Source organism: Rathayibacter sp. AY1A2, from assembly GCF_002930935.1.
Lineage (GTDB): Bacteria > Actinomycetota > Actinomycetes > Actinomycetales > Microbacteriaceae > Rathayibacter.
In genome coordinates this window covers 1-14,446 of sequence record NZ_PSTP01000007.1, presented here as the reverse complement: position 1 = coordinate 14,446, position 14,446 = coordinate 1, and the positions used below count along the sequence as shown (strand labels likewise).

The following is a 14,446-nucleotide window of genomic DNA, read 5'->3' as shown; positions in this document are numbered from 1 at the left end:
GTGGCTCCGATGGCTTCACGGGGGACGATCGAGCGGCCGGACACGGCCCGGGCAACGGGACGGCAGCGCCGACCGCGGCTCCGCTTCATGGGGGCCGCGCCGCTGGCGACGGGCCTGCTGGGCTCGATCGCGATCCTCCTCGGCTCGCTCGGCGTGGGCTACCTGCCCGCCGGCTCGCCCATCCGCGACTGGCCTCTCGTCGCATCGATCCGCGCCACGGGCTGGCTCACCGAGTCCAGCGGCGCCCTCGTCGTGGGCGGCGGGATGCTGCTGCTGATCGCGTGGCTCCGCCTGCGCACGGTCGCGCTCGCGGCGGGCCCCGGCTCCGTCCGCACCATCGTGGTGGCGGCCCTCGCCTGGACCGCTCCGCTCCTCGTGACGGTGCCGCTGTTCAGCCACGACATGTTCTCCTACGTGGCGCAGGGGCGCCTGATGACCCAGGGCATCGACCCCTACACCCACGGCGTCGCGACGCTCCCCGGCTGGTTCGACCTCGGCGTCGACCCGCTCTGGGCCGACACGCCCACGCCCTACGGGCCCCTCTACCTCCTGATCGAGCGCACCGCCGTGCAGTTCGCGGGCTACGGCGCACCGGAGCTCTCGATCGCGATGCTCCGCGCCGTGTCGGTCGCAGGCGTGGCCGTCATGGCCGTCTACGCGCTCCGCCTGGCGCGCCTGCGCGGCCTCTCGGTCCCGCTCACCGCCTGGACGATCGTCGCCAACCCGCTGACCCTCGTGCTCTTCGTCGTCGCCGGCCACAACGACTCCGTGATGCTGGCGCTCATCCTCGCGTCGCTCTACTACGCCCAGACCGACCGGCGCATCGCCGCCGTCGTGCTGATGGCCGGAGCGATCGCGATCAAGCCGATCGCCGTGATCGCGCTCCCCGTGCTCGCGCTCCTGTGGCTGCGCCACGACGCGACGTGGCGCGAGCGCACCCGCGGCTGGCTCTGGACGGGCGCCGGAGCGCTCGGCCTCGTGGTCGCCGTCGGGCTGCTCGCGGGCGTCGGGGTCGGCTGGGTCGCGGCGATGGTCGTGCCCGGCTCGATCCTGCACTGGTACGCGCCGATGTCGTTCGTCACGGTCTCGGTCTCCCGCGCCGTCGAGTTCACCGGTCACGACCCCGCCGCGGCGATCGCCGTGGTCAAGATCCTCGCGCTCGGGCTCGCCGGCCTGATCGCTGCGCGCCTCATGCTGTCGCGGCGCTCCATCGATCCGCTCGCCCGCCTGTCCGGTGCGCTGCTCGCGTTCGTGACGGCGTCGACCGCCATCCACCCCTGGTACGCCCTCTGGATCCTGCCGATCGCCGCGCTCGCGCGCCCGTGGAGCCGCTCCCACGTGCACCTGGCGGTCTACGCGTCGATCTTCCTCATGTGCGTCACGCTCGCCGAGCCGATCGACGGCGGAGGCGGCACGATGGACCAGATCCCGGCGCGGGTCGCGACGATCGCCGCGATCGCCGTGGTCGGGATGTACGTCCTCCTCGGCTACACGGACGAGGAACGGGTCGAGGGCCTGCCCCTCGTGCGCGCGCTGCCGTTCGGCTCCGTGATCCTCGCCCGCCTCAGCGGCGGCCGCCTGGTCGACGCCCGGATGGCCGCCACGCGCCTGCGCGACTAGCCGGGGCTGCGGCTCAGGAGTCGGACTCGTCGCTCCGACGGCGGGTGCGGCGGTCGAGCGCGGCCTGCGCCGTCTCGGCGGCCGAGTCCGGGGAGCCGACCGGCCCGGTGGGACCGGCGAGGGTGCTCGAGAGCGACGACAGCCAGCCGGAGTCGTCGCGGCCGGCGTTCAGCGCATCCGAGAAGAGGGGGAGGTCGCTGCGGGTGGCGTGGATCGCGTAGGACTCGCGGGAGAACCCGTTGTCGGGGACGACGGGCGTCCTGCGGGACGCGCGCGTGGCGTCCGGGGCCTGCTCCTGTCGCGAGGCGTCCGACGCCTGCTCCTGGGGGGCCTGCTCCTGGGCGGCCTGCTCCCGGCGGGCGTCGCGCTCGTCGCGCGGGGTGCTGCTGTCGTGGTCCACGGCGGTCCTCCTGCTCTCCGCCCCGAGCGGAGGGACGGGCGCCGCGATGACGGGGCGGCGCCCGGTCAGGCTACCCCTCGTTCAGGGCGTGGCGTCGTCGTCGGCCTCTGATCGTGGCGCGGGGCGCCAGACGACCAGCTCGGTCCGGCGCTGCGCGCGCGTGCCGTGGCGCAGAGTGACCACGTCCCCCTCGAGTCCGGCGGCGAACACGCGGCGGCCCGGCCGGTTCAGGAGCTCATCGGCGAGCGCCGACTCCAGCTCGCGCACCCGCTGCGAGAGCGACTGCACCTGGTTCTCGAGCTGCAGGATGCGCGCGATGCCCTCGAGAGAGACGCCCTCGGAGGAGAGCCGGGCGACCTCGCGCAGCTGCACCACGTCGCGCATCGAGTAGCGGCGCGACTTGCCCGCGGTGCGGGTCGGGCTCACGAGCCCGAGCCGGTCGTACTGCCGCAGGGTCTGCGGGTGCATCCCCGCCAGCTCGGCGGCGACGGCGATCGCGAAGACGGGCGTGTTCTCGTCCATGTCTCCTCCTCCGACCGGTCGCGCCGATCCGGTGCTAGTAGCGGGCCTTCTCCAGGATGTCCTCGCGCGGGTCCTCGTCCGGCTCGGCGGCGGCGTAGGCCTCGAGGGCCTCACGGGCGGCGGCGGACAGGTGGCTCGGGACGGCGACCTGCAGGACGGCGAGCAGGTCGCCCGTGCCCTTGGGGGTCGTGACGCCGCGGCCCTTGACGCGCAGGACGCGGCCGCTCGGGGTGCCTGCGGCGACCCGGAGCTTGACGGGCTCGCCGCCGAGGGTCGGCACCTCGATCGTCGCGCCGAAGACGGCCTCGACGAAGGTCACGGGAACCGTCACGCGCAGGTTCAGCCCGTCGCGCTCGAACACCGGATGCTTGCGCACCGAGACGGTGAGCACCAGGTCGCCGGGATCGCCGCCGTCCGGGCTGGGGCGGCCCTTGCCGCGGACGCGGATCTTCTGGTCGTCGGCCACGCCGGCGGGGATGCGCACCGAGAGGGTGCGCCCGTCGCCGGTCTGCAGCTGGACGGTGTCGCCCCGGGTCGCGGTGCGGAAGTCGATGGTGGTGCTGGCGGTGACGTCGGCGCCCTTCTGCGGGCCGCCGAAGCCGCGGTAGCCGCCGCTGGGCTGGCCGAAGCGGCTGCCTCCGCCGCCGAACATGCCGCCGAGGATGTCCTCGAAGCCGGGCGGCGGGCCCTGCTGGGTGCTGTAGGAGGTGCGCCCGCCCTGGCCGAACATGCCGCCGAAGACGTCGTCGAACCCTCCGGGCTGGCCTCCCGCGGTGAAGCGCGCTCCGCCGCCCATGGCGCGGATCTGGTCGTACTCCTTGCGCTGCTCGGCGTCCGAGAGCACGGTGTACGCCTCGCTGATCTCCTTGAAGCGCGCCTCGGCCTTCGCGTCCCCCGGGTTGGAGTCGGGGTGGAACTGGCGGGCGAGCTTGCGGTAGGTCTTCTTCAGGTCCGCGGCGGAGACGTCCTTGGACACGCCGAGGACCTTGTAGAAGTCCTTGTCGAACCAATCCTGGCTGGCCATGTGCCTCTTCCTGTGTCGAATGCGGCGAGGGACCCCGCCCCGGTCCGGCAGCGTGCTGCCGAGCGGGGCGGGGTCCTCCGCGGTGGTGGTGCCGGTGGCGGGGTCAGTCGGCGGGGACTGCCACGACCACCTTGGCGGCCCGCAGCAGCGAGCCTCCGAGGTAGTAGCCCGCCTCGACGACGTCCGCGACCGTGGAGGTCTCGGCGCCGGGGGTGGGCTGCTGGAAGATCGCCTCGTGGATGTTCGGGTCGAACAGGTCGCCCACGGCGCCGGTCTTCACCAGGCCGAGCTTCTCCACTCCGCCGCGCAGCTTCTGCGCGATGGCCGTGAAGGGCCCGCCCTCGGCGAGGTCGCCGTGCTTCTCGGCGCGGTCGAGGTCGTCGAGCACGGGGAGGATGACCTTCACCGCGTCGCCGATCGCCCGCTCCTTGTCGACCTGGCGGTTGGCCTCGGTGCGCTTGCGGTAGTTCGCGTACTCCGCGGTCACCCGCTGGAGATCGGCGAGGTGCTCGGCCGCGAGCGTCTCGGCGCTGGACTGTCCCGAGAGGAACGAGAGGTCGGCGTCCGAGAGGCTGGTCTCGACGTCGGGCCCCTCGGCCTCGATGAGGCCCTCCTGGTCCTGGGCGTCCTGCGCCGCCTCGGCTCCCGCCTCGCCGCCGGTGGCCGGCTGCTCCTCGGGGAGGTCCTGGGGCTCGTTCTCGGCTGCCATGGCTACTTCGTGTCCTTCGGCTCGTCCTCGTCGATGACCTCGGCGTCGACGATGTCCTCGTCGTCCTTCTTGTCACCGTCGGCCGGAGCGTCCGCGGGGGCGCTCTGCGCGGCCTGGTCCTGGGAGTAGATCGCCTGGCCGATCTTGGTCTGCGAGGCGTTGAGGGCGTCGAACGCGGTCTTGACGGCCGCGTCGTCGTCGCCGGCGAGCGCGGTCTTCAGCGCGTCGACGTCTCCCTGCACCTCGGACTTGACGTCCTCGGGCAGCTTGTCCTCGTTGTCCTTGATCAGCTTGTCGATCGAGTACGCCAGGGTCTCGGCGTTGTTGCGGATCTCGGCCGCCTCGCGGCGGGCCTTGTCCTCGGCGGCGTGCTCCTCGGCCTCGCGGACCATGCGGTCGATGTCGTCCTTGGGCAGCGACGAGCCGCCCGTGATCGTCATCGACTGCTCCTTGCCGGTGCCCTTGTCCTTCGCGGACACGTGGACGATGCCGTTGGCGTCGATGTCGAAGGTGACCTCGACCTGCGGGATGCCGCGCGGGGCCGGCGCGATGCCGGTCAGCTCGAACGTGCCCAGGTTCTTGTTGTCGCGGGTGAACTCGCGCTCGCCCTGGAAGACCTGGATCGCGACGGACGGCTGGTTGTCGTCGGCCGTGGTGAAGGTCTCGGACCTCTTGGTCGGGATCGCGGTGTTGCGCTCGATGAGCTTGGTCATGATCCCGCCCTTGGTCTCGATGCCCAGCGAGAGCGGGGTCACGTCGATCAGGAGGACGTCCTTGCGCTCGCCCTTGAGGACGCCGGCCTGCAGCGCGGCGCCGACGGCGACGACCTCGTCCGGGTTGACGCCCTTGTTGGGCTCCTTGCCGCCGGTGAGCTTCTTGACGAGCTCGGCGACGGCCGGCATGCGGGTCGAGCCGCCGACGAGGACCACGTGAGCGATGTCCTCGACCTTGACGCCCGCCTCGGCGATGACGTCGGTGAAGGGCTTGCGGGTGCGCTCGATCAGGTCGCTGGTGAGCTCCTCGAACTTGGCGCGGGTGAGCGTCTCGTCGAGGTTCGCCGGACCGTTCTCGGTGAGCGAGAGGTAGGGCAGCTGGATGCTGGTCGAGGTGCTCGAGGAGAGCTCCTTCTTCGCCTGCTCCGCGGCCTCCTTGAGGCGCTGACGAGCGATCTTGTCCTTCGAGACGTCGACGCCGGTCGAGTCCTTGAAGCGCTTGACCAGGTGGTCGACGACGCGCTGGTCCCAGTCGTCGCCGCCGAGGCGGTTGTCGCCCGAGGTCGCGCGGACCTGGATGGTCGAGAAGTCGTCGTCCTTGCCCACCTCGAGGAGGGAGACGTCGAACGTTCCGCCGCCGAGGTCGAAGACGAGGATGAGCTCGTCCTCCTTGCCCTTGTCGAGGCCGTAGGCCAGCGCGGCCGCGGTGGGCTCGTTGATGATGCGCAGGACGTTGAGGCCGGCGATCTCGCCGGCGTCCTTGGTCGCCTGGCGCTCGGCGTCGTTGAAGTAGGCCGGGACGGTGATGACCGCGTCGGTCACCTTGTCGCCCAGGTACTGCTCCGCGTCGCGCTTGAGCTTGCCCAGGATGCGGGCCGAGATCTCCTGCGGGGTGTACTTCTTGTCCTCGACGCCGAAGGTCCAGTCGGTGCCCATGTGGCGCTTGACCGACGCGATGGTGCGGTCGACGTTGGTGACGGCCTGGCGCTTCGCGGTCTCGCCGACGAGCACCTCCCCGTCCTTGGTGAACGCCACGACGGACGGCGTGGTGCGGAAGCCCTCGGCGTTGGCGATGACGGTGGGCTCGCCTCCCTCGAGGACGGCCACGACAGAGTTGGTGGTTCCCAGGTCGATGCCTACGGCACGGGACATATGCGTTGTTCTCCTTCGCGATCGGCGTCGCGCGGGCGGCTGCCGGTCAGTTGACGGGTGGTGCGGAATCCTCTGCGGGAGTTGAGCCCCGCACGCTCAAGTTTACGCATCCGTCGTCTCGCGTCAAGTCCGGAGGCAAGAAGTTGAGTCGCATCGGCTCAACTCTCAGACTCGCGGGTCCCGCCGCTTCCGGCCGTTCACCTCCTCCCCCTACGGTGGGCCCATGACGACGCGCACCGGCCGCTGGCCCGTCCTCGCCTGGGGCCTGTGGGACTGGGGCGGATCGGCCTTCAACGCGGTGGTGACTACCTTCGTCTTCACCGTCTACCTGACCACCGACGGGCTCTTCGGCACCTCGAGCGGAGTCTCGGCCGCGCTCGGCTGGTCCCTCGCCGCCGCCGGCGTGGTCGTCGCCGTGATCGCGCCGATCACCGGCCGCCGGGCCGACCTCGGCGGGCGCCGCCGGCTCTGGCTGGGGATCCACTCCGCCGTCGTCGTCCTCTGCATCCTGCTGATGTTCCTCGTGCGCCCCGACCCGGCCCTCCTCTGGCTGGGACTCGGACTGCTCGCGGTCGGCACGGTCTTCTTCGAGTTCGCGAGCGTCAACTACAACGCGATGCTCCTCCAGGTCTCGACCCGGGCGACCATCGGCCGCGTCTCCGGCTTCGGGTGGGGCATGGGCTACGTCGGCGGGATCGTCCTGCTGCTGATCGTGTACTTCGGCTTCATCTCGCCCGAGGTCGGGCTCTTCGGAGTGACGGGGGACGACGGCCTCGACGTGCGCGTCTCGATCCTGGTCGCCGGCGTGTGGTTCGCCGTCTTCGCCCTCCCGGTGCTGGTCGCGGTGCCGGAGACGCCGGCACAGGCGAGCCGGGCGGAGCGCGTCGGCGTGATCGCCTCCTACCGCGCGCTCTTCGCGCAGGTCGCCGCCCTCTGGCGCGAGAGCCGCAGCACCGTGGCCTTCCTCATCGCCAGCGCGGTGTTCCGCGACGGGCTCACCGGGGTCTTCACCTTCGGCGGCGTGCTGGCGCAGGGCACCTTCGGCTTCGACGCCGGCGAGGTGATCCTGTTCGCCATCGCCGCGAACGTCGTGGCCGGAGTGGCGACCATCTCGGTCGGCGCGCTCGACGACCGCATCGGCCCCAAGGCCGTGATCGTCGCCTCGCTCATCGGCCTGGTCGTCTGCGGCACCGCCGTCTTCGTCCTGCACGACGGGGGGAGCACGGTGTTCTGGATCTTCGGCCTGCTGCTGTGCCTGTTCGTCGGCCCGGCGCAGTCGGCGAGCCGCAGCTACCTCGCCCGCCTCATCCCGGAGGGACGCGAGGGCGAGATCTTCGGCCTCTACGCGACCACCGGGCGGGCGGCCTCGTTCCTCGCGCCCGCCGCCTTCGCAGCCGCCGTCTCGATCGCCGCGGCCGTCTCGGGCAGCGGCGAGGCGAACGTGCAGTACTGGGGCATCCTCGGGCTCGTCCTCGTCCTCGCCGTGGGGCTGGTGCTGCTCCTGCCGGTGCGCCGCCCGCCGGCCACCGCCCCCGTCGTGCCGGAGCCGCGGCTCGCTCCGCCCGCCCGCCGGGACTGACGAGGCCCGGCCCGCGGAGACGCTGGCGAGGCCCCTCCCCGCGCGCCGCCGGCCGCGGATCAGACCGTGGCGATCCAGAACACGATCAGCAGGAGCGTGACGAGGAAGCCGGTCAGGAAGTTCAGCGCGAGGAAGCGCTTCCAGCCCGCGTTCGCCCGCTCAGCCTCGGCGTCCTCGAGCGACCGGTACGGCCAGATGCTCACCGCGTACGGCACCGCGAGGATCGCCGCGAGGGTCCCCGGCCAGGGCAGCAGGAGCAGGAGCAGGCCGCTCGCGACGTAGGCGGCGATGGCGAAGCGCGTGGTCGCCTTCGCTCCGATCACGGTCGCGATCGAGCCGATGCCGCCCGCGCGGTCGGCCAGGATGTCCTGCACCGCGCCGAAGGCGTGGCTCGCGATCCCCCAGAGGAAGAACGCCACGAGGAGCGCCACCAGAGGTCCGGTGACCACGGTGCCCGCGAGGGCGATCCCGTAGACGGCCGGGCTGACGAAGTGGGTCGCCGAGGTCAGCGAGTCGACGAACGGGCGCTCCTTGAAGCGGAGCCCCGGCGCACTGTAGGCGATCACGGCGAAGACGCTGATCGCGAGGACCAGCCACGAGACCGGTGACCCGAGCAGCACGAGCGCCACCAGGAACGGCACGTTCGTGGCCACCGCCGCGATCAGCGTCGCGCGGTGCTCGCTCCGGTCGAGCACGGCGCCCTCGACGCCGCCCTTGCGGGGGTTCCGCAGGTCGGACTCGTAGTCGAAGACGTCGTTGATCCCGTACATCGCGAGGTTGTAGGGGATGAGGAAGTAGATCGTGCCGAGCACGAAGGCGAGGTCGATCTCGCGGGTGGTCAGCAGGTACGCCGCCGCGAACGGGTAGGCGGTGTTGACCCAGCTCAGCGGGCGGCTCGAGACGAACAGCGCGCGCAGCCGGTTCACGGCTCGCTCCGACGACGCGAGGGCAGGAGCACCCAGAGCGCCGGGAGGGCGAGGGCCGCGGCGATCGCGTAGGCGAAGTCCTCGATCGGAGCGACGCCGATCCGGATCCCCGAGATCAGGTCGTCGTCGTAGGCGACCAGCAGGCCCACTCCGATCATGATGTTGTCGAAGACGGCGGTCATCACCAGCAGCACGGCGAGGGTGCCGAGGACGGCGGGCAGGCGCAGGACGCGTCGGCGCAGCGCGAGCAGCAGCAGCACCAGCACCAGCGCGAGGAACACGGCGTTGAGGAGGAGGTAGGTCACGCGCGCGCCTCCGCCCGCCGGGCGACCCGCTGCGAGAGGAAGCCGTGCACGTCCATCGTCAGGTAGCAGAGCAGGGTGAGGAAGAGGACCTCCTCGACCGGGAGCTCCGGCGCGATCTGCAGGCCGGTCATGTAGGAGGTCTCTCCGCGGAAGAAGACACCCAGGCCGATCCCCACGAGGTCCCAGACCAGGAAGAACGCGACTCCCACGGGCAGCACGATCGCCGCGCGTCGCGCGTCCGCCCAGAAGAACAGCCGGAAGCGGCGGTCGAGCACGATCATCCCGGTGATCGAGACGAGGAGCGCGAGCAGGTAGAGGATCCCCACGCCTACTCCCCCACGGCGACGGGCGCGACCGGAGCGGACGGCGCCTCCCGCACGGGCAGCGGCTCGGTCGACACGTCGCCGCGCACGCGCTTGAGCATGACCTCGGCGCTGATGATGCACATCGGCAGGCCGATGCCGGGGATCGTGGAGCTGCCGGCGAAGAGCAGTCCGTCGACGTGCCTGCTGACGTTCCCGGCCCGGAAGAAGGCGCTCTGCGAGAGGACATGGGCCGGTCCGAGCATCGAGCCGCGCCAGGCGCCGAGGTCGCTCTCGAAGTCGGCCGGGCCGATCGTGCGGCGGACGACGATCCGCTCGGCCAGGTCGGTCGCGCCGGTCCAGGACGCGATCTGCGCGATGGCCTGGTCGGCGATGGCCTCGACGCGCGCGTCGCCCGCGCCGTCGACTCCGCCGTGGCCGATCGAGGTGTCGGCCGGGATCGGCACGAGCACGAACAGGTTCTCGTGCCCCTCCGGAGCCGTGCTCGCGTCGGTCGCGCTCGGGCGGCAGACGTAGATCGACGCGGGGTCGGGCACGGTCGGGTGCTCGCCGAAGATCTTGTCGAAGTTGTCGCGCCAGTCCTTCGTGAAGAGCAGGGTGTGGTGCTCGAGCTCGGGCAGCTCCCCGCGCACGCCCAGGAGGACGAGGACGGCGCTCGGGCCGGGCTCGCGCTTCTCCCAGTAGGCGGGCGGGTAGGTCCGCAGCTCCTCGGGGAGGAGCGACTGCTCGGTGGTGAAGAGGTCGGAGGCGTTGACGACCAGGTCGGCGGGGATCCGCTCCGTGCCGTCGGGGCCCGTGAACTCGACTCCGACGACCTCGGCGCCGCGGCGTCGGCCGCGGGGCGAGCGGGTGGTGAGGATCCGCGTCGCGGGCGAGGACGTGCGGACGGTGACGCCGGCCTCCTCGGCGACGTCGGCGACCGCCTCGATCAGCTTCGTGAATCCGCCCATCGGGTAGAGCACGCCGTCGGCGAGGTCGAGGTGGCTCATCAGGTGGTACATGCTCGGCGCGGCGAACGGCGAGGAGCCGAGGAAGACGGCCGGGTAGCCGAGGATCTGGCGCAGCCGGTTGTCGGTGACCGCCGTCGCCGCGAACGTGTCGAGCGGAGTGAGCAGCAGGCGGCCGAGCCTCCCGGTCCGGCTGAGCACGTCGCGGCGCAGCAGCGGGAGGAAGGACGAGAAGCTCGTGTAGAGGAAGCGGCGCTTGGCCATCTCGTAGGTGTCGCGCGCGGAGTCGAGGTACGCGCGCATCCGCTCGCCCGCTCCGGGCTCGATGCTCTCGAAGAGCGCGAGGTTCGACTCGAGGTCGGCGAGCACGTCGATCGGCTCGTCGACGCCCTCGCTGTAGACCCGGTAGCCGGGGTCGAGCGTGACGAGGTCGAGGCGCTCCTCGGCGCTGGTGCCCATGAGGCGGAAGAAGTGGTCGAACACCTCGGGCATCAGGTACCAGGAGGGACCGGTGTCGAAGCGGAAGCCCTCGTGCTCCCACGAGCCGGCGCGGCCGCCGACGGCCTCGCGCGCCTCCAGGAGGGTCACGTCGTAGCCGTCGCGCGCGAGCAGCGCGGCGGAGGCGAGTCCGCCGATCCCCCCGCCGATGACGACGGCGCGGTGCGGGCCGGTCCTCGAGCGGGTCGCGCGGACGGGGCCGGGGCCCAGGCGCGGGCCGAGCGTCGACACGGCCGCCTTGGCCGCGAGCGCCGCCTTGGCGGCCGTGGGCACGCTGACGCGGGCGCGGAGGAGCTCCTCGGCGGGCGTCGCGCGGATCCGGTCGGCCAGGGCGGCGAAGAGGGAGTGGGCCAGCAGGACCGCGCGCCGACTCGAGCGCGGGAGCTCGGCCACGATGGCTGCGGCCTCGGCGAGGTCGTCGTCGAGGTCGGCGAGCAGCGAGGCCTTGTCGCGCTCGGAGAACGCCCGCGGGTCGACTCCGGGGAAGTAGCTGCGGCCGAGGCCGTCGACGTCGGCGGCGAGATCGCGGAGGAAGTTGACCTTCTGGAACGCGGCCCCCAGGCGGCGCGCTCCGGCCACGAGCCGCGCGCGGGCGGCCTCGGAGACGAGCCCCGCGTCCGGCGCCGCGAGGAACACGTGCAGGCACATCAGCCCGACGACCTCGGCGGAGCCGTAGACGTAGGCCTCGAAGGACTCGGGGGTGTGCTCGGTCTCGCGGAGGTCGGCGCGCATCGACGCGAAGAACGGCCGGGTGAGCTCGGTGCCGAATCCGGTCGCCCGCGCGGTCCGAGCGAAGGCGTGGATCACGAGGTTGGAGCTGTAGCCGGAGGCGAGCGCGCGCTCCGTCTCGGCCTCGAAGGCGTCGAGGGACTCCTCCACCGCGGCCCGATCGAGACGGGCCTCCTCGGCGACGCCGTCGACGATCTCGTCGGCGACGCGCACGAGGGCGTAGACGTCCTCCACCCGCTCGCGGACGCCCGGGGAGAGCAGGCGCGTGGCCAGCCCGAAGGAGGTGGAGTAGCGGCGGATCACCTGCGCGGACGACTCGTGCGCGACGCGGTCGTACAGTTCGCTCTGGCGGCTCATCGTGCCACCGTACGGGGGCACGGCCGGGCGGAGCGCATCGTCGCGCGCATCCGCGCGTGGCGGACAGCGCTCATCGGGTGCGCCCGACCACGCTGGCCACGAGCGGGCGGACCTCGTTGCGGAAGGCCTCCGACACCGCGGGCGTCTCCAGCGCCGCCCAGGCGCGGTCGGCGAACCGGTTCGCGAGCCCCTCGGCGTAGCTGCGGGCGCCGCACTCCTCGAGGATGCCGCGCACCTTCTCCGCGGTCTCGGGCGCGAGGTGCTCGTCGCCGATCAGCGCCTCGATGTCGGGCCAGCAGTCCGTGCCGGCCGCGTGGGCGATGAGGACGGTGCGCTTGCCCTCGCGGAGGTCGCCCAGCGTGGTCTTGCCGGTCTGCCCCTCCGAGCCGAAGACGCCGAGCAGGTCGTCGACGATCTGGTAGGCGATGCCGATCCAGCGGCCGAACTCGCCGAGCGCGTCCACCGCGGCGTCCGAGGCCCCCGCGAGGATCGCTCCGGCCTGCAGCGGCGCCTCGAACGAGTAGACGGCCGTCTTGAGGCGCTCCATCTCGAGCACCTCGTCGACCGAGGGCATGCCCGGCATGAGGGAGAAGTCCACATCGGCCAGCTCACCCGCGGCGGAGGCGAAGACGGCCTCGTCGAGCAGGGTGAGCAGGCGGGCCCGCACGCCGTCGGAGGCGCCGACGCCCTCGACGAGGCGGTGGGCGCCGGTGAGGGCGAGGTCCCCGGCGATCACGGCCACCGAGGTGCCCCGGTGCTCGGCGATCGGGATGGAGAGGCCCGCGGTCGTCGCCTCGTCGCGGTAGCTGCCCGAGACGTTCGGGCCGCCGCGGCGCACGAAGTCGCGGTCGATCACGTCGTCGTGCACGATCAGCGCGGTGTGCAGCAGCTCGAACGCCGCGCCGAGATGGGCGGCGGCCTCCGGATCCTGGCCGCCGTGGGCCTCGTACGCGGAGATCACCATCAGCGGGCGGAAGCGCTTGCCGCCGCGGGTGTTGGCCTCCAGCGTCTGCCAGAGGGTCAGGTAGCGGGGTCCGAGACGCAACGCCCGGGACCTCGCCAACGAGAAGAACCTGTCCAGGACGGCATCGACGTGCTCCTGCCTCAACCGGGACAGAACCACGGGGTCGCGCGTATCCACATGGGAAGGCTAACAAAGGGGAGAACCAGGACGATAAGCCGGCTGATGTGTTGCGGCGTGCTTGACTTGCGGGTATGACTTCGCCAGCCGCCACTGTGCAGACGGACCGGATCGAGCAGGTGGTCCTCCTCGACGAGGCCGGGAACGCCGTGGGGGTCGCCGACAAGGCGACCGTGCACGACACGGCCACTCCCCTGCACCTCGCGTTCTCCTGCCACGTCTTCTCCCCGGACGGCGCGCTTCTGGTGACCCGCCGCGCACTCGAGAAGCGCACCTGGCCGGGCGTCTGGACCAACTCCTTCTGCGGGCACCCCGCCCCGGGCGAGCGGATCGAGGACGCCGTCGTCCGCCGGGCCGAGCGCGAGCTCGGCGCCCGGCTGGCCACGCTGGAGGTCGCCCTGCCGGACTTCCGCTACCGCGCGGTCGACGCGTCCGGCGTCGTCGAGAACGAGATCTGCCCCGTCTACACGGCGACGCTGTCGAGCCGCGACGCCCTCGATCCGCGCCTCGACGAGGTCATGGACTACGAGTGGGTCGACGCCGAGGCGACGCTCGCCGCCGTCCGCTCGACCCCCTGGGCGTTCTCCCCCTGGCTCGTGCTGCAGCTCCCCCGCCTGCTGGGCTGACCCCCGCGCCCTGATCCCTGCGCCGGCGTCAGTCGGTGTAGACGTCCGTGCGGTGGAAGCCGAGCGCCGAGCGCGACGCGGTCGGACCGCGCTGGCCCTGGTACCGCGAGCTGTACTCCGCCGAGCCGTAGGGCTTCTCGGCGGGCGAGCTGAGGCGGAAGAAGCACATCTGGCCGATCTTCATCCCCGGCCAGAGCGTGATGGGGAGCGTCGCGACGTTGCTGAGCTCGAGGGTGACGTGGCCGGTGAAGCCCGGATCGATGAATCCGGCGGTCGAGTGGGTCAGCAGCCCGAGCCGTCCGAGAGAGCTCTTGCCCTCGAGGCGCGCCGCGATGTCGTCCGGCAGCGACACCTCCTCGTAGGTCGAGCCGAGCACGAACTCTCCCGGGTGGAGGATGAACGGCTCGCCCTGCGGCGTCTCGACCAGGCGGGTCAGCTCGGGCTGGTCCTCGGCCGGATCGATGTACGGGTAGCGGTGGTTGTCGAACAGCCGGAAGAAGCGGTCGAGGCGCACATCGACGGACGACGGCTGCAGCATCGACGGATCGTGCGGGGCGAGCCCCACGCGGCCGGAGGCGAGTTCGAGCGAGATGTCGCGGTCGGAGAGGAGCACGCTGCGATCCTAGGGCGTGGCGCGACCCCGGGGCATGGGCCGGCTCCGGGCCTTGCTACGATGTCCTGGTGCGCCCGAGCGGCGCCGCGCGAGTGTAGTTCAATGGTAGAACTTCTGCTTCCCAAGCAGATGGCGCGGGTTCGATTCCCGTCACTCGCTCCGACTCACCTCCCAACAGCGCCGGCTCAGCCCAGTAGTGGCAGCCGCCCGACGATCTAGCGGAAGCCGCCCGACGATCTTTCGTCACCTCCTGCTCCGAGGA

The 14,446-nt window shown here is 72.0% G+C and carries 14 protein-coding genes and 1 tRNA gene; 4 read left to right on the top strand and 11 right to left on the bottom strand.

Going from position 1 to position 14,446, the window contains the following annotated elements; genetic code table 11:
* Positions 1-9 precede the first annotated feature (9 nt).
* Positions 10-1,620 carry a polyprenol phosphomannose-dependent alpha 1,6 mannosyltransferase MptB gene (gene mptB / locus C5B93_RS08230; protein WP_146078463.1) on the top strand — a complete coding sequence of 537 codons (1,611 nt, stop codon included), beginning with the start codon at positions 10-12 and terminating at the stop codon, positions 1,618-1,620.
* 13 nt (positions 1,621-1,633) lie between these two features.
* On the opposite strand, the gene C5B93_RS08225 is transcribed toward mptB, so the two are convergent.
* The 5 genes from C5B93_RS08225 to dnaK all read right to left on the bottom strand — a co-directional run bounded on the left by C5B93_RS08225 (position 1,634) and on the right by dnaK (position 6,140).
* On the bottom strand, positions 1,634-2,020 hold the full coding sequence (locus C5B93_RS08225; RefSeq protein ID WP_104292209.1) for a hypothetical protein: 387 nt from the start codon (positions 2,018-2,020) through the stop codon (positions 1,634-1,636).
* 81 nt (positions 2,021-2,101) lie between these two features.
* On the bottom strand, positions 2,102-2,542 hold the full coding sequence (locus C5B93_RS08220) for a heat shock protein transcriptional repressor HspR (RefSeq protein ID WP_104222887.1): 441 nt from the start codon (positions 2,540-2,542) through the stop codon (positions 2,102-2,104).
* 34 nt (positions 2,543-2,576) lie between these two features.
* Positions 2,577-3,566 carry a DnaJ C-terminal domain-containing protein gene (locus tag C5B93_RS08215; protein ID WP_104222888.1) on the bottom strand — a complete coding sequence of 330 codons (990 nt, stop codon included), beginning with the start codon at positions 3,564-3,566 and terminating at the stop codon, positions 2,577-2,579.
* Between the two features lie 103 nt (positions 3,567-3,669).
* The gene (locus C5B93_RS08210) at positions 3,670-4,275 is read right to left on the bottom strand and encodes a nucleotide exchange factor GrpE (RefSeq protein WP_104222889.1); all 606 of its coding nucleotides are present in this window, start codon (positions 4,273-4,275) and stop codon (positions 3,670-3,672) included.
* 2 nt (positions 4,276-4,277) lie between these two features.
* On the bottom strand, positions 4,278-6,140 hold the full coding sequence (dnaK, locus tag C5B93_RS08205) for a molecular chaperone DnaK (RefSeq protein ID WP_104222890.1): 1,863 nt from the start codon (positions 6,138-6,140) through the stop codon (positions 4,278-4,280).
* A gap of 223 nt (positions 6,141-6,363) precedes the next feature.
* Between dnaK and C5B93_RS08200 the strand changes: the two genes are divergently transcribed.
* On the top strand, positions 6,364-7,719 hold the full coding sequence (locus tag C5B93_RS08200; RefSeq protein ID WP_104233081.1) for an MFS transporter: 1,356 nt from the start codon (positions 6,364-6,366) through the stop codon (positions 7,717-7,719).
* Between the two features lie 59 nt (positions 7,720-7,778).
* On the opposite strand, the gene C5B93_RS08195 is transcribed toward C5B93_RS08200, so the two are convergent.
* From C5B93_RS08195 to C5B93_RS08175, 5 genes are all read right to left on the bottom strand, one after another.
* Entirely contained in the window at positions 7,779-8,645 is an 867-nt protein-coding gene (locus tag C5B93_RS08195; protein WP_104222892.1) for a prenyltransferase, read from the bottom strand.
* Entirely contained in the window at positions 8,642-8,950 is a 309-nt protein-coding gene (locus C5B93_RS08190; RefSeq protein ID WP_104233080.1) for a lycopene cyclase domain-containing protein, read from the bottom strand. Before C5B93_RS08190 ends, C5B93_RS08195 begins: the two co-directional genes overlap by 4 nt.
* Positions 8,947-9,276, bottom strand: a complete 330-nt coding sequence (locus C5B93_RS08185) for a lycopene cyclase domain-containing protein (protein ID WP_104222894.1) — start codon at positions 9,274-9,276, stop codon at positions 8,947-8,949. The genes C5B93_RS08190 and C5B93_RS08185 overlap by 4 nt, the downstream gene beginning before the upstream one ends.
* A 2-nt stretch (positions 9,277-9,278) precedes the next feature.
* A complete protein-coding gene (gene crtI, locus C5B93_RS08180) occupies positions 9,279-11,804 on the bottom strand; it encodes a phytoene desaturase family protein (protein ID WP_104292256.1) in 2,526 nt (841 codons plus the stop codon).
* Between the two features lie 70 nt (positions 11,805-11,874).
* A complete protein-coding gene (locus C5B93_RS08175; protein ID WP_258068175.1) occupies positions 11,875-12,849 on the bottom strand; it encodes a polyprenyl synthetase family protein in 975 nt (324 codons plus the stop codon).
* A gap of 170 nt (positions 12,850-13,019) precedes the next feature.
* Between C5B93_RS08175 and idi the strand changes: the two genes are divergently transcribed.
* A complete protein-coding gene (gene idi / locus C5B93_RS08170) occupies positions 13,020-13,571 on the top strand; it encodes an isopentenyl-diphosphate Delta-isomerase (protein ID WP_104222897.1) in 552 nt (183 codons plus the stop codon).
* 28 nt (positions 13,572-13,599) lie between these two features.
* Here idi and dcd read toward each other — a convergent pair whose 3' ends face one another.
* Entirely contained in the window at positions 13,600-14,184 is a 585-nt protein-coding gene (gene dcd / locus C5B93_RS08165; protein ID WP_104246931.1) for a dCTP deaminase, read from the bottom strand.
* 88 nt (positions 14,185-14,272) lie between these two features.
* Between dcd and C5B93_RS08160 the strand changes: the two genes are divergently transcribed.
* A tRNA-Gly gene (locus tag C5B93_RS08160) sits at positions 14,273-14,343 on the top strand.
* The last annotated feature ends 103 nt before the right edge of the window (positions 14,344-14,446 follow it).

Bases quoted from the DNA above. Each gene is read 5' to 3' on its own strand.
- C5B93_RS08210 (WP_104222889.1), bottom strand. From the start codon at position 4,275: ATGGCAGCCGAGAACGAGCCCCAGGACCTCCCCGAGGAGCAGCCGGCC.
- dnaK (WP_104222890.1), bottom strand. From the start codon at position 6,140: ATGTCCCGTGCCGTAGGCATCGACCTGGGAACCACCAACTCTGTCGTG.
- idi (WP_104222897.1), top strand. From the start codon at position 13,020: ATGACTTCGCCAGCCGCCACTGTGCAGACGGACCGGATCGAGCAGGTG.
- crtI (WP_104292256.1), bottom strand. From the start codon at position 11,804: ATGAGCCGCCAGAGCGAACTGTACGACCGCGTCGCGCACGAGTCGTCC.
- C5B93_RS08220 (WP_104222887.1), bottom strand. From the start codon at position 2,542: ATGGACGAGAACACGCCCGTCTTCGCGATCGCCGTCGCCGCCGAGCTG.
- C5B93_RS08215 (WP_104222888.1), bottom strand. From the start codon at position 3,566: ATGGCCAGCCAGGATTGGTTCGACAAGGACTTCTACAAGGTCCTCGGC.
- C5B93_RS08200 (WP_104233081.1), top strand. From the start codon at position 6,364: ATGACGACGCGCACCGGCCGCTGGCCCGTCCTCGCCTGGGGCCTGTGG.
- mptB (WP_146078463.1), top strand. From the start codon at position 10: ATGGCTTCACGGGGGACGATCGAGCGGCCGGACACGGCCCGGGCAACG.